Origin of the sequence: Flavobacterium flavigenum (assembly GCF_027111255.2) — a bacterium.
Lineage (GTDB): Bacteria > Bacteroidota > Bacteroidia > Flavobacteriales > Flavobacteriaceae > Flavobacterium > Flavobacterium flavigenum.
On the sequence record NZ_CP114285.2, the window covers coordinates 4,135,016 to 4,150,157 of the forward strand.

11 protein-coding genes are annotated in these 15,142 nt (G+C 34.6%); 3 read left to right on the forward strand and 8 right to left on the reverse strand.

Going from position 1 to position 15,142, the window contains the following annotated elements; genetic code table 11:
- The first annotated feature begins 159 nt into the window (after positions 1 to 159).
- Complete coding sequence (gene der, locus OZP09_RS17130; protein WP_269234913.1) at positions 160 to 1,470, forward strand: ribosome biogenesis GTPase Der; 1,311 nt, start codon at positions 160 to 162, stop codon at positions 1,468 to 1,470.
- 153 nt (positions 1,471 to 1,623) lie between these two features.
- A complete protein-coding gene (locus tag OZP09_RS17135; RefSeq protein ID WP_281309722.1) occupies positions 1,624 to 4,425 on the forward strand; it encodes an outer membrane beta-barrel protein in 2,802 nt (933 codons plus the stop codon).
- Between the two features lie 153 nt (positions 4,426 to 4,578).
- Here the strand turns inward: OZP09_RS17135 and OZP09_RS17140 are convergent, their stop codons facing one another.
- The 8 genes from OZP09_RS17140 to OZP09_RS17175 all read right to left on the reverse strand — a co-directional run bounded on the left by OZP09_RS17140 (position 4,579) and on the right by OZP09_RS17175 (position 12,109).
- Complete coding sequence (locus tag OZP09_RS17140) at positions 4,579 to 5,322, reverse strand: DUF2490 domain-containing protein (RefSeq protein WP_269234916.1); 744 nt, start codon at positions 5,320 to 5,322, stop codon at positions 4,579 to 4,581.
- A 161-nt stretch (positions 5,323 to 5,483) separates the two neighbouring features.
- Positions 5,484 to 8,048, reverse strand: a complete 2,565-nt coding sequence (locus tag OZP09_RS17145; protein ID WP_269234917.1) for a TonB-dependent receptor — start codon at positions 8,046 to 8,048, stop codon at positions 5,484 to 5,486.
- A 250-nt stretch (positions 8,049 to 8,298) separates the two neighbouring features.
- Positions 8,299 to 8,712 (reverse strand): RrF2 family transcriptional regulator, encoded by a 414-nt coding sequence (locus OZP09_RS17150; protein ID WP_223678727.1) that lies wholly within the window; start codon positions 8,710 to 8,712, stop codon positions 8,299 to 8,301.
- A gap of 104 nt (positions 8,713 to 8,816) precedes the next feature.
- Complete coding sequence (locus OZP09_RS17155) at positions 8,817 to 9,659, reverse strand: TPM domain-containing protein (RefSeq protein WP_269234918.1); 843 nt, start codon at positions 9,657 to 9,659, stop codon at positions 8,817 to 8,819.
- A gap of 3 nt (positions 9,660 to 9,662) precedes the next feature.
- Complete coding sequence (locus OZP09_RS17160; RefSeq protein WP_269234919.1) at positions 9,663 to 10,100, reverse strand: TPM domain-containing protein; 438 nt, start codon at positions 10,098 to 10,100, stop codon at positions 9,663 to 9,665.
- A 31-nt stretch (positions 10,101 to 10,131) separates the two neighbouring features.
- Positions 10,132 to 10,719 (reverse strand): LemA family protein, encoded by a 588-nt coding sequence (locus OZP09_RS17165; protein ID WP_269234920.1) that lies wholly within the window; start codon positions 10,717 to 10,719, stop codon positions 10,132 to 10,134.
- Positions 10,720 to 10,752: 33 nt separating this feature from the next.
- Positions 10,753 to 11,085, reverse strand: a complete 333-nt coding sequence (locus OZP09_RS17170) for a MerR family transcriptional regulator (protein ID WP_269234921.1) — start codon at positions 11,083 to 11,085, stop codon at positions 10,753 to 10,755.
- 46 nt (positions 11,086 to 11,131) lie between these two features.
- The gene (locus OZP09_RS17175) at positions 11,132 to 12,109 is read right to left on the reverse strand and encodes a M23 family metallopeptidase (RefSeq protein ID WP_281309723.1); all 978 of its coding nucleotides are present in this window, start codon (positions 12,107 to 12,109) and stop codon (positions 11,132 to 11,134) included.
- Between the two features lie 278 nt (positions 12,110 to 12,387).
- Here OZP09_RS17175 and alaS point away from each other — a divergent pair, with 278 nt between their 5' ends.
- A complete protein-coding gene (gene alaS / locus OZP09_RS17180) occupies positions 12,388 to 15,024 on the forward strand; it encodes an alanine--tRNA ligase (protein ID WP_269234922.1) in 2,637 nt (878 codons plus the stop codon).
- The last annotated feature ends 118 nt before the right edge of the window (positions 15,025 to 15,142 follow it).

Genomic DNA, 15,142 nt, shown 5'->3' on the forward strand with positions numbered 1-15,142 from the left:
TAACAAGAAAAACTTAGGTACTTAGAAACTTATTAGCTTAGGAGCTTTTTTTAACTACCTTTGCAAAAAATTAAAACACAGTATTTTGGATTAACGATTTATATGATTTTGCTCAAAACAGAATCTAAATCTGAGATCTGAGATGTAAAATTCAAAAAAATGAATAATAACATTGTTGCGATAGTAGGAAGACCTAACGTGGGGAAATCGACCCTGTTTAATAGGCTGATACAAAGAAGAGAAGCTATTGTAGATTCAGTATCTGGGGTTACCCGTGATAGAAACTATGGTAAAAGCGAGTGGAACGGAAAAGAGTTTTCTGTCATTGATACCGGAGGATACGTTCGCGGAAGTGATGACGTATTCGAAGGAGAAATCCGTAAACAGGTAGAGCTTGCTATTGACGAAGCCGATGTTATTATTTTTGTAGTTGATGTTGAAGAAGGGATTACACCAATGGATGAAACGGTGGCTAAATTGTTGCGTAAAGTAACAAAACCGGTTTTATTGGCTGTAAATAAAGTAGATAACGCAATGCGTGAGAAAGATGCGATTGAGTTTTATAATCTTGGATTAGGAGATTATTTTACTTTCGCAAGTATTTCAGGAAGCGGAACGGGGGATTTATTAGACGCCTTAATTGATGCATTTCCGGAGAAACCAGAAGTTGAGGTTAAAGAAGATTTGCCTCGTTTTGCTGTTGTAGGACGCCCAAATGCTGGTAAATCTAGTTTTATCAATGCTTTGATTGGTCAGGATCGTTATATCGTAACAGACATTGCAGGAACAACCCGGGATGCAATTGATACTAAATTTGACCGTTTTGGTTTCGAATTTAATCTAGTTGATACAGCGGGAATTCGTCGTAAAGCAAAAGTAAAGGAAGATTTAGAATTTTATTCGGTAATGCGCTCGGTAAGGGCAATTGAGCATGCCGATATTTGTATTTTGGTTATTGATGCAACCCGCGGATTTGAAGGGCAGGATCAGAGTATTTTCTGGCTGGCAGAGAAAAACCGTAAGGGTATTGTGATCTTGGTAAACAAGTGGGATTTGGTAGAAAAAGATACCATGTCTACTCGTGATTACGAAGAGAAAATCAAAAAAGAATTAATGCCTTTTACGGATGTACCTATTTTATTCGTTTCGGCATTGACAAAACAGCGTTTATTGAAAGCACTTGAAGCAACGGTTCAGGTTTTTGAAAACAGAAAACAGAGAATTGCTACTTCAAAATTCAACGAATATATGTTGAAAGTTATCGAGGCTTATCCGCCACCGGCAACAAAAGGTAAATATGTGAAAATTAAATATTGTATGCAATTGCCAACTCCAACGCCTCAGTTTGTATTTTTTGCCAATATGCCACAATATGTGAAAGAACCATATAAACGTTATCTGGAAAATAAGATTAGAGAAAATTGGGACTTTGCAGGAGTTCCGATTGATATTTATATCAGAGAAAAATAAATTTTTAAGTCCCGTTTTTGGGACTTTTTTTATGTTTATTTAAATTGAAAACAGATTTATATTTATGAAATGGCATACTATTTGAATAAATGTGGAATTTACAATTAAACCATTTTATTCTTTTGAAGTCTTATGGTTCTAACCAAACATTTTATGACCAGATTATATTACTTTTTACTGTTTTTTGTTTTTGTTTATTCGGCAAATGCTCAGAATGATATTGTTCTTAAAGGCACTGTGCTTGATATTAATACACAGCTGCCGGTAGAATTGGCTACCGTTTATTTTACGACTGTTAAAGATTCCACGGTTATTGATTATGCAACGACAGATAAAAACGGTTTCTTTAGGTTGAACACAAAAAAACTGGATAAACCGGTTTTCCTTAAAATAAATTATTTAGGGTACCAAACTTACACAGAAGAACAAAATGGTCTTTTGGAAAGCAAGGACTTCGGAAAATTATATTTAATCGAAAGTGTTAATGCTTTAAATGAGGTAATTGTTAAAAGTGAGGCTCCGCCAATTCGTATGAAACAGGATACCTTAGAATACAATGCAGCTTCTTATAAAGTCCGTCCTGATGCAAATGTAGAAGCATTATTAAAACAACTGCCTGGTTTTGATGTAGATGACGCCGGAAAAATCACGGTTAATGGAAGGGAAGTAAATCAGCTTTTAGTGAATGGAAAGCCATTTTTTGACAGGGATGGTGCAATGGCTTTAAAAAATTTACCTGCCGAAATCATACAAAAAGTACAGGTTTCTGATTTTAAAACCAAAAAAGAAGAATTAGCGAAACAAGAATCCACATCAGATTATTCGAGTATCAACCTGACGATTGATGAAAAGAAAAATAAAGGGTATTTCGGGAAAATTTTGGGAGGTTATGGCTCTGATGACCGTTATGAGAGCAGTCTGATCATGAATTTCTTCAATAACAAACAAAAAATCAGTATTCTTGGAGCTTCAAACAATATTAATTCAACGGGTTTTACACAAGATGAAGTATTTGACAGTATGGGAGGTGGAAGAACAGCCAGGGGAGGCGGAAATTCTGGGGGAGGAAAAGGAATTACACAGTCTAACTTGTTGGGGATTAATTATTCTGATGACTGGACAGAAAAACTCATGGCATCCGGAAGTTACAATTTTTCGAATACAATTAATAAAAACGATAGCAACTCTAATGAACTGAGTATTTTACCTACAGGGAATAATTATACTAAGGCTGATTCTAAAACCCGAAATGAAAGTACTGGAAATACAGCAAACTTTGAATTGGAATATAAAATCGACCCAACCACACGTCTTGTTATTACTCCAAATGTTAGTCAAACCCGTTCAAATGGAGAATCTGATTCGTCGAGTAAAACTTGGCAGGATGATGAAAACGGTCAGCTTTTAAACGATGGTACATCAGTATCGAACAAAGAAACAACCGCAACGAATTTTGCCAATACAATCAATTTTAATAAAGCTTTCGAGAAAAAAAACCGAAATATGAGTTTTGTTTTTTCGAATAATAATACCAAAAATGATTCAGATGGGTTTAATGATATTAAGACCATTTTTAATCTGGAGCCAGACAAAAATGTTGACAGATACCAAAAAACAAGTGGTAAGAATGTTTCCGATTCCTACTCGCTGGATCTTGAATATACAGAACCGATTACAGATTCTTTAAGAGTCCGTTTTGGTTCCGATTTAGATTGGCAAAGTTCTTCAAATGACCAGAAAACTTACGATGTCGACCGTTCGACAGAAGAAATTTTAGATTTGAATTCTTCGTTAACAACCTATACGACATCTGCACAAAATTCCGTAGCTCCAAAAGTTGGTATAACGCTGCGAAAAAGTAATTATACCTTAAATCTTGATTCGAAAACGACTATTGTTAATTTTGACAACTATTCGTTGTATATGGGGAACGAAACGCAGTTAAATAAAAAATATGTCCTGCCTTTTGCTTCTGCCCAGCTGCGATATAAATTTAGTAAATCTAAGAATTTGACATTCAAGTACGATTACTCAAATGCAATACCTTCAGCCAATTATTTAATGCCAATCGTTAATTTAAATAATCCATTAAATAGCATTGTTGGTAATCCTGATTTAGATCTTATTGAGAAAAATTCGATAAATTTTAATTTCAGGAATTTTGATTTCCGCACCCGTTCGGGATATGCTTTTTCACTAAAAGGAGATTATTTTAATAATGACATTGTATCGACTTCTGTCTTTGATGCAAATGGTAGAAGAACAACAACGTATGTAAATATTTCAGGAAATTATTCCCTTTCTGCCGGAGCAAACTGGAATCAGTCCATTAAAAGGGATGAACATGTTTTACGATATGGGATTGGTTTAAATGGAAAATACTCTTTTAATAAAGGATATACAAATGCTGTATTATATAATGCTAAATCAACAGCAATTTCTCCTAAGTTGTATTTTACTTATGAATATGGTGAGTTGCTGACCATTTCCCCATCTTACGGATTGTCATTTAATGAAACACATTACGAAAATACTTCTGCAAATTCGACTTCAGCAGTTGTGCACCGAGCCGGTTTACAAACTACAACTTATTGGCCGTCCAATTTAATCTTTGGAAATGATTTTGGATATACTTACAACTCTAATATTTCGGATGATTTCAAAAAAGATTTTTACTTATGGAATGCCAGTTTATCGTATGGTTTTTTACAGAAAACATTATATGCTAAAATAAAAGTTTATGATGTCCTGAATCAGAATCAAAGCGCTACAAGGACCATTTCTGCAACCTCAGTTCGTGATGAAGAAAATACTGTTTTAAAACGTTATGTGATGTTCTCGGTAGCGTATAAAATTGGGAATTTTGCGTCTGAAAAAGGTTCGAAAAGAAGAGGAGGAGAGCGAGGCGATGGTGGTGAAAGAGGAGATCGCGGAGGAAGAGAAAGAGATATATAATCTAAAGGCTCTCAGAAACAAAGCTTTTATTTGTAAAGGTTAATTTCAAATAAAATAAAATCATATAATAATAAAAACTCTGGCTTAGCTGGAGTTTTTTTTAAATAAGACTTATGATGTCATGTTTTGGTATTCAATAATTAGAATGTAGTTTTACGATTTTATTTTTCTGTTAATTCTGTGATAAACGGTAAAACGAATAATATCACGATCGTAGAAATCGACACCGCTAGACCGCCTCTGAAAATTTTTTAAATACCCTAATTCCAAACCAATATTTGGGTTGAAATGATAGCGAAGGCCTGTATAGAACCGGTTTTGGTCAAAAGTATTTTTCTTATTGTCTTTTCCGTGATTAAATAAAACTTCATCAGAAATGGTGCCTTTCAGACTCCTTTTTTCCTTTTCCCAAAGTGTAAAAGTCGATTGTAATCGGTATCTGAATCGGAAAGAAAAAGAAAAATCATTTAACAGTTCCGTTTTAGTCGATTTTTGTATAAAACGTTCTTCAAGCTGAAAACGGTTATGGAAAGTAATTTTTGCAATATCATTTATAAAGGTGATATCCTGCTGTCCCCTGTATTCGGGAACTGAAAATTCAGGATCATTAGCAGGGTTTTGAGTATTTACATTAAAATAAGCAAATCCAAATCCTGACTCTATGTTTTTGTTAGTACGATATCTTCCCTGTGTCCTGAAAACAAATACATTTTCATGAACCGGATTTATAAAGCTCCGGTTGTCAAGTTCGGAATGTAGTGACCATTTTTCGGATAAAGGAAAAATATTGTAATATCTAATCCATGTCAGGGTTTGGTGTTCTACCTTTTTTGTGCTTTGCGCTAAAGAGAATTGACCTAAAAATGCCCAAAAAAGAAAGAATCTGAAAAATTTCATCTACGTTATATAAATTCAAGCTGCGAATATATACAAATCAGTGATGATTTTGGGCAGAATAAAAATTGTTTTGAATGCTGTTTTGTGAATTTAAAACAAAAAAACGAGATACACTTAATAAATGCATCTCGTTTTAACCAAACTAACTTTCTTTAATTTTATTACAGCGAATATTTTAGAGTAATTCCATATGTTCTTTGGTCACCTAATACAGCCGCGTAATGTCCTGCATTTCCGCCAGCTGGCAATAATTGCTCATAATAATCTTTGTTTAAAATATTACGTCCCCAGAAGTGAACAGATAAACCATCCGTTGCACGGAAACCTAAACGGGCATTAAAAATAGCATAACCCGGAACTATTAAATATTTTGAAGCTGATGGGCTTGATGAGAATTCAGATCTGGCATAGCTATCAAGAGCTATAAAAAATTTACCCGAGTTCCCGAAGAATCTTGCGTTTTTAGTATACTCACCTCCTAAGCTCCCTGCCCATTTTGAAACACCAGGTAAATCAGATCCTGAAACATCTTTATAATTTACGGCTTTTCCATCCACAACAAGACCAGTTTCTTCCAAAGGTAGTGGCGCATTTGTAAATTTAATGTATTTACCGTCACTATAAGTTGCAGCTCCGTAAACACTAAACTGTCTGTTGATTACAAAACTTGCGTCTAATTCTGCTCCTCTTACTCTTACTTTATCTGCATTCGCAAGGTATCCACGATTTACACCCAATTCAGCGGCCTGAACGTTTGTTTGAAAATCTTTAATATCAGTATTGAATACTGTAAGATTCAGGATAGAATTTCTGAATGGAGAAGTTTTGATACCTGCTTCATAATGATTAACATCTTCAGGTTTAATTACTGCAAGATCACTTAATGTTTGGCCAGCTGGTGGGGTAGGAAGCCCGGCAACATTTACACCAACTGGTTTGTAGCTTTTTGCATAAGTAGCATAAGCATTGATTTTATCGCTAAATTTATATGTCAAAGTCAAATTTCCTGAAAAATCTGTATCGTCTTTACTTGAGTCAAAAGCCTGATCTGTATACACTAATTTTTTCAGTGCAATTAATGCAGGGTCATTTGTCTGGAGACCGCCGTATGTGGTACGTTTATAGTTTGCTTCTTTTTTATCAAAGTTATATCGCAAACCAGGTAATACATGCAGACGATCTGTTATGGCCCAGTCTAACTGTCCAAATACTGCAGCACTCGATGCTCTGATTCTTGCATCAGTTTTAATTCCGTAACCTTCAAAAAGGCCGGGTGTTTTCCATAAATTACTTGTTGTACTTTGAGAAAATCTCCATTGTGCACTTCCCGATTCTTCTGTACCATCTGTTTGTGATGTCTGATCGATAAAGAATACACCTGCTACACCACTAATTTTAGACGAAAGCTGGCCAGCATATCGAACTTCCTGTGTAATTTGAGTTTGTCTTGTAGGGTTTTGTGATTTTGCCAAAACCTGTAATCCTGTAAAATCCCTGTCATTTGACGGATCCCAGTTCCAAAAACGCCATGCAGTTGTTGATGTTAATGTTCCGCCACCAATTTTAGTGTCAATATTTAAGGATATGCCTCCCATGTCTTGTCCTGATCTCCAGGGTGTATCCTGATCAATTTTACGGTCAAATGCATTTCTGCTTGGAAGTTGATAATTTAAATCGGTAATAATAGCATCAAATTGACGATAAGCAGCTCTGTTTGTTGGCGCAACACCTGCAATTACTTGTGCATATCCGTCAGGACGCTGTGTTGTGATATCTGCAGCTAATATAATATTGGTGTTTTCTGAAGGAGTGTAAAGTAACTGTCCTCTGATTCCCTGGTTGTTAAGGGTGTTTGTTGCTCTTCCTGTTGCAATATTATCAACCAGACCATCGCGTTGTGTACCAGAAAAAGAAAGGCGTCCTGCAATTTTTTTGCTTAAAGCACCTGTAACAGAAGCTTTAGCCTGAAGGAATGCATAGTTTCCGTAACTCACTTCAAAATCTGCACCGGATGTAAAACTTGGTTTACGTGTTGTAATATTAAAGGCTCCTGATGTGGTGTTTTTACCAAACAGTGACCCTTGTGGTCCACGTAAAACTTCAATTCGTTCTACATCTACAAAATCTAAGGTTGTTGCTGCCGGACGTGCATAATAAACACCATCAACATAGAAACCAACACCCGGGTCAATACCATCATTAGTAAGTCCGTATGGAGAACCTAAACCACGAATATTGATACCTGTGTTTCTTGGATTGGATGAATATAATTGAACAGACGGAACCAGTTCTTTAATACGATTTACATTAAAAGCTCCGGCTTGTTCAGCTTGTTTTCCAGTTACAACTGAAACCGCAATTGGAATATCCTGAACTTTTTCTATTCTTCGCCTGGAAGAAACCACAACTTCGATAAGTTCATTTTCTTCTTTTAATGCGACTTCTAATGCAGGGACAGGTAAAGTTGTAACCTCTACTTCGATAGTTTTATAACCTACATATTGCACTAAAAGTGTAAAAGGGAGATTTTTACCATTTGTGTCAAGGCTAAATTTTCCATTTTCATCAGCAATAGTACTTATAATTGTTCCTTTGATAACTACATTGGCTGCACCTAGAGGATTTTTTTGTGTGTCTGTAATTTTACCTTCAATATTTTGTGCAAATGAAACGGAGAAAGTTATAATTGAAAGTAATGTAAATATATTTTTTATAGAATTTTTCATTTTTATATTATGTATATGTAATTAGTAGAATTTAGTTTTAAATTTTTTTTACCAGCACATACACATCATAGAAGAATTATTTTTCACTGTTGTGAAAATTATATTGTTACTTTTTTTCAAAAGATTTTTAGAGAAATAAGACTTGCTTGATTTTACTTTCATTGTTCAAAAAATTGTAATGATTTGTTAATTATTTTTTGGCAAATATATACAAAATCTATCAGTTTGGTAGAGTTTAGAAAAATATTTTTTATTTTTTTATCAATGAAGCTATTGTGATGTTCTGCATTGCTTTTAAAGTTTCATCACGAATAATCATCAAACCGTGTCTCAGACTGCATTCTTCCTCAGTTTTACAATCTAAGCAACGCTCATAAAAATTTAAAGAAGCACAAGGCAAAAGTGCAATTGCACCATCAAATAAACGATGGATTTCTGCCAGTGTGATGTCATTTTTGGATTTTATCAGATAATATCCGCCAAATTTTCCCTGTTTACTGCTTACAAAACGTCCTCGTTTTAGGTCTAATAAAATTTGTTCCAAAAACTTTTTAGGAATATTAGCACCTTCAGCAATTTCTATAGTTTTAGAAATGTGATCTTCCTCTTGTTCTGCTAGATAAAGTAAGGCTTTAAGAGCATATTTTGCTTTATGTGATAACATTTTTTTTAAGTATGAATTGTGAATTATAAATTATGAATTAAATTTTGGAGTAAAATATTTTCAAAGATAACTCTACTAACTTGAAACATCAAACAAAATTTAATTTACCAGCCACCGCTAGAGCCTCCTCCGGAGAAACCGCCACCGCCAAATCCGCCACCGAAGCCACCGCCTCCGCCAAAGCCACCTCCGGATGATCCGCCACCAAAACCACCAAATCCGCCACCGCTGCTTCTGCCTAGACTGCTTAAAAGAATAACATCCATCAAACTTGGACCTCCGCCGCTATTATTGCCTGAATTTCCTCCGCCTCCTCTTTTATTTCGGGACACCAAAATTAATACAATCACGATAATAACTATAAAAGGGAGTATTGGAAAATCTTTTCCTTTACTCTGACTCTGTTTTCGTTCACCTTTGTATTTGCCTTTAAAAACATCAAAAAGCGCATCAGCTCCTTTATCAAGACCTTTGTAATAACTTCCTTTTTTGAATTCGGGAATAATTATATAATCAATAATTTGACCTCCAATTGCTGCTGTTAGTCGATCCTCTAGTCCATAACCAGGGTTAATAGCTATCCTTCTTTCATCTTTAGAGACTAGAATCACAACACCATTATCATCTTTCGCAGTTCCTCCAATTCCCCATTTTTGTCCCCAGTTTGTTGCAAGTTGGCTAACATCTTCGCCTTTTAGACTTTCAATTGTTATAACAACAATTTGAGTAGTAGTGGAATCAGAGTAACGAATAAGTTTTTCTTCTAATTGTGTTTTTTCAGAAGTATTTAAAAGATTGGCATAGTCATAAACTGAAGTTTGTTCGCTTGGAATTTCTGGAATCGTGAATTGAGCAAAAATTGTGTTAAAGCTCAAAAATGATATAGACAAAAAAATGAACTGAAAAATTCTATTGGAATTTGAGATTTTAATTTTGGAATTTTTCATTATTTATCCTTTTGAGATTTCGTTAGATAATTCATTTTTATCGTCTTCTGATGACGGGAAATATTTTTTTAATTGTTCGCCGGCATTTAAAACTCCGTCAACAATTCCCTGCTTAAAGTTTCCTGCTTTAAAGTGATTTGTCATAACATCTTTAGTGCAGTCCCAAAAATCATTGGTTACAAGATCGTTTATGCCCTTATCACCGCAAATGACAAAATTTTTATCATCAACAGCAAAATAAAACAAAACACCATTCTGAAGCTGGGTTTCATTCATTCGTAATTCATAAAAAACTTCTAAAGCCCTGTCAAAAGGAACTTTAGAAGTCGTTTTTTCTATATGAACTCTAATTTCGCCAGAAGTGTTTTCTTCAGCCATGCGAATAGCTTCAACTATTTCCTGCTCTTCTTCCCTGGTTAAAAAATCTTCTACTTTTGACATTTAAATTATTTTAGAGTTACAATTTTCTATTTTAGAATTTAACTTCAACTGGTTTGTCGGCTCCGGTAGAAGCTTCAAAATATGGCTTTTCTTTGAGACCATATATTCCAGCCAATATATTTCTTGGGAAAGTATTTATATTGTTGTTGTAAGGTTTAACGGCTTCATTAAAACGTGTTCTAGCGGTTAAAATTTGATTTTCCATACTAGTTAATTCTCTTTGCAAATCAATAAAATTCTGATTGGCTTTCAAATCTGGATATTGTTCAACAGATACTAATAATCTTGATAAAGATGAAGAAACACCAGATTGTACCGAATTGTATGCTGCTAATTGTTCAGGAGTAACATTTGTTGGATCGATTGTTACTGAAGTAGCTTTTGCACGAGCTTCAATTACTGCTGTTAAAGTACTTTTTTCATGAGTGGCATATCCTTTAACAGTACTTACTAGATTTGGAATAAGATCATTTCTTTTTTGATAAGCTGTGTTAACATTACCCCAACTTTCTTTCACATCTTGATCAAGTGTAACTGCTTTATTATAAATTCCAGAAGCCCAAAGGTATAATGCAAGAATAACTACGGCTACGATAATCCAAGGCAAAAATCTTTTCATATTTTTTTAATTTAAGTTTATTTCAATTTTTAATTACAATTCGTTTTTTATATCTGTTAGTTGTGTTTTTATGGACTCTAATTTACGTATTATTTCGAATTTATCTAATGTTTTCTTCTGGCCTTCCTTTAAATGTGTTTTGGCTCCTTCAAGTGTAAAACCGCGCTCTTTGACCAAATGATAAATCAATTGTAAATTTGTAATATCTTCAGGTGTAAACATTCTGTTTCCTTTGGCATTCTTTTTAGGTTTGAGAATGTCAAATTCGCTGTCCCAAAATCGTATCAAAGAGGCATTGACATTAAATGCTTTGGCTACTTCGCCAATGCTGAAATATCTTTTATCTTTAGAAAGCTCAATATGCATGATCTTTGTTTTTCTATTTTATTCAAACTTACTACTTTTTGCAGTATTAATCTAATGATTGGTTCTCCTGATTTGCCAAATGTGAAATCGCAACATATTCTACAGCCGAAATGTTTCCGTAATAAAAATTCAGCGGATTTACGACTTTTCCATCTTTATGTACCTCATAATGACAATGCGGTCCTTCAGATCTTCCTGTGCTTCCCACATATCCAATTACATCTCCGCGTTTGACATGCTGTCCGGGCCTGCAATTGTATTTGCTTAAATGAGCATATAAACTTTCGTATCCAAAACCGTGCCTGATGACCACATGGTTGCCAAACCCTGATGCCGAATTGTCAGCCCTTGCCACAACACCATCACCGGTAGCATAAACCGGGGCTCCAGTATTAGCTGTGAAATCCATTCCGTTATGCATTTTTCGAACTTTCGTGAAAGGATCAATTCTGTATCCAAAACCAGATGCCACCCGTTTTAAATTTTCATTTTGTACTGGCTGAATGGCAGGAATCGCAGCTAATAAATTCTTTTTTGTACTGGCCAGCTTTAATATCACATCTAATGATTTTGACTGGATACCCAGTTCTTTCGAAAGCTGATCAATCCGTTTAGTAGTGTTTAGGACCAATTGAGAATTATTATAGCCTTCTAAATCCTTATATCTTTTACTATCTTTAAATCCTGCTTTTCTGATAGAATCCGGAATTTCGGTTTTGTTAAAGTAAGTTCTGTAAATATTATTGTCCCTGTCTTCTAAGGCCTCAGCTACAGCATCAATTTCATCCATTCTTTTATTTAAAATCGCATATTGTATTTTTAAATTTTCAATTTCCCGGGCCTGTAAACGATCTTTTGGCGTTTCAAAATAGGAAGTATTGATTAAAAGGACAAATATTAAAAAACCAAACAGTGCTGAAGCTAGTAAAAACAAGAATCCGTAACCAATTTTGATTCTCTTTTTTGTTTTTATTTTCGTATACGCCAGATTTTCTGAGTCGTAATAATATTTTACTTTCGCCATATTTTAAAATACCCTATTTTTGCAGCTTGTAAAATTAGTCAGACGAACAAAATTAGTAAATGTTTCACTTGTTCGTGGCTTTTTTTCAAGAACAAAATTAATTAGATAATTGGGGAATTAGATAATTAGATAATGCGCAAAATAAGGAATTTATTGTTTTAAACAATTAGTTTTTTATTATCGATTTCGAAATTAATACATTATCAAAATTCACAAATTATCTAATGGTCTAATTTTCAAATTGACACATTAAAACAGACACATTTTCTAATTAAAATATGAAATCACAAGACGTACGTAAACAATTTCTGGACTTTTTTAAGAGCAACGGACACTTAATTGTTCCATCTGCCCCAATCGTGCTAAAAGACGACCCAACCCTTATGTTCAATAACTCGGGAATGGCCCAGTTTAAAGAATTTTTCTTAGGAAACGGAACTCCAAAAAGTCCAAGAATTGCAGATACGCAAAAATGTCTTCGTGTTTCAGGGAAGCATAACGATCTTGAAGATGTAGGTTTTGATACGTATCACCACACCATGTTCGAAATGCTGGGTAACTGGTCTTTTGGCGATTATTTCAAAAAAGAAGCCATCAACTGGGCTTGGCAGTTATTGACAGAAGTTTATAAAATTCCAAAAGAAAATCTTTATGTTTCTGTTTTTGAAGGAAGTAAAGAAGATAATGTTCCGTTTGACCAGGAAGCCTGGGATATCTGGAAAACTCTAATTGATGAAGACCGAATTATTCTTGGAAACAAAAAAGATAATTTCTGGGAAATGGGTGACCAAGGACCATGCGGACCTTGTTCTGAAATTCATGTTGATTTACGTCCGGAAGCTGAAAAAGCTTTGGTTTCAGGAAAGAGTTTAGTGAACAATGATCACCCGCAAGTAGTTGAAATCTGGAATAATGTATTCATGGAATTCAACCGTAAAGCAGATGGTTCTCTTGAAAAACTTCCAGCGCAACACGTAGATACCGGAATGGGATTTGAGCGTTTGTGTATGGCTTTACAAGGGAAAACATCAAACTATGATACCGATGTTTTTACACCGCTTATTGAAAAAGTTGAGCAGATTACAGGTTTAAAATATACGTCTGATGAAGTTAAAAACATCAGTGAAGAACAAAACAAAACTAACATCGCAATTCGTGTTGTGGTAGATCACGTGCGTGCGGTTGCTTTTGCAATTGCAGACGGACAATTGCCATCTAACACGGGAGCGGGTTATGTAATTCGTAGAATTTTGCGTCGTGCTATTCGTTACGGATTTACATTTTTGGGAACCAAAGAACCTTTCATCAATAAACTGGTAGAAGTTTTGGCCAACCAAATGGGAGAATTTTTCCCGGAAATCAAATCGCAACAACAATTGGTTACCAATGTAATTCGTGAAGAAGAAGCTTCTTTCTTAAGAACTTTAGATCAGGGATTACAATTGCTGGATAATGTAATTGCAGAAACTAAAGGTCAAGAAGTTTCGGGAGCTAAAGTTTTTGAATTGTACGATACTTTCGGTTTTCCAAAAGATTTAACAGCTTTGATTTTAAAAGAAAAAGGATTCTCTTATAATGAAGAAGAATTTGAAGTAGAATTACAAAAGCAAAAAGCGCGTTCCCGTGCTGCTTCTGAAGTTTCTACAGAAGACTGGAACGTTTTGATTCCTGGGAATGTGGAAACATTTGTTGGTTATGATAAAACAGATAACGAAGTAAAAATTACCCGTATCAGAAAAGTAGATTCTAAAAAAGATGGTATTTTGTACCAAATCGTTTTAGACAATACGCCGTTTTACCCAGAAGGAGGAGGACAAGTTGGAGATAAAGGAACGCTAGTTTCTGCAAATGAAACGATCGAAATCATCGATACCAAAAAAGAAAACAATTTGATTTTGCATTTTGCAAAACAACTTCCGGAAAATGTAGAAGCAGGTTTTGTGGCAAAAGTAAATACCGATTTAAGAACTTCGACTTCTAAAAATCACTCGGCTACGCACCTGATGCATTTGGCTTTGAGAAATATTTTGGGAACGCATGTGGAACAAAAAGGTTCGTTGGTAAATCCTAATTACTTGCGTTTTGACTTTTCTCATTTCAGCAAAGTTTCTGATAAAGAAATCAAACAAGTTGAAGCTTCTGTAAATGCTCAGATTGAAGCGCAATTGCAATTAGTTGAACACAGAAATATTCCGATTAAAGAAGCTTTGGATAAAGGTGCAATGGCTTTATTTGGAGAGAAATACGGAGATAATGTTCGTATGATTGAGTTTGGTGACAGTAAAGAATTATGTGGTGGAATTCACGTAAAAAATACTGCTGAAATCTGGCATTTCAAAATTATTTCTGAAGGTGCTGTTGCAGCTGGAATTCGTCGTATCGAAGCAATTACTGGTGATGCAGTGAAGAATTTCTATATAAATCAGGAAAATACATTAGCAGAAATAAAAGAAACACTTAAAAATCCGCAGGATATTTTAAAATCTGTTACTTCACTTCAGGACGATAATGCTAAACTGAAAAAGCAAATTGAGCAATTGCTAAAAGAAAAAGTAGGCGCATTAAAATCGGAATTAGAAAAAGATTTCCAAGAAGTAAATGGGATACATTTCCTTGCTAAACAAGTAGATTTAAGCATGGCTTCGACGAAAGATTTAGCAGCTGCATTAGGAAGTTCAAAACCGGATTCGTTCGTGTTTTTAGCTTCTGTAGAAGATGGTCAGCCTAATATTCACTGTTATATTGCTAAAGAATTAGTAGCTGCTAAAAACTTAAACGCGAATGCTGTAATTAAAGAATTAGGAAAATATATTGAAGGAAATGGAGGAGGACAACCTTTCTTTGCTTCCGGAAAAGGTAAAAATGCAGAGGGGATTCAACAAGCTTTAGCAAATGCAAGTCAATTTGTGAAATAAAGGTTTGGTTAAAATTCATTTTTCAAATATTAATATAACAAAGACCCAAAAAAGGAACTTAACTTTTTTGGGTTTTTATTTGAAATGGTTAGGTTTTTTGTTTTAATAGTAGTTCATT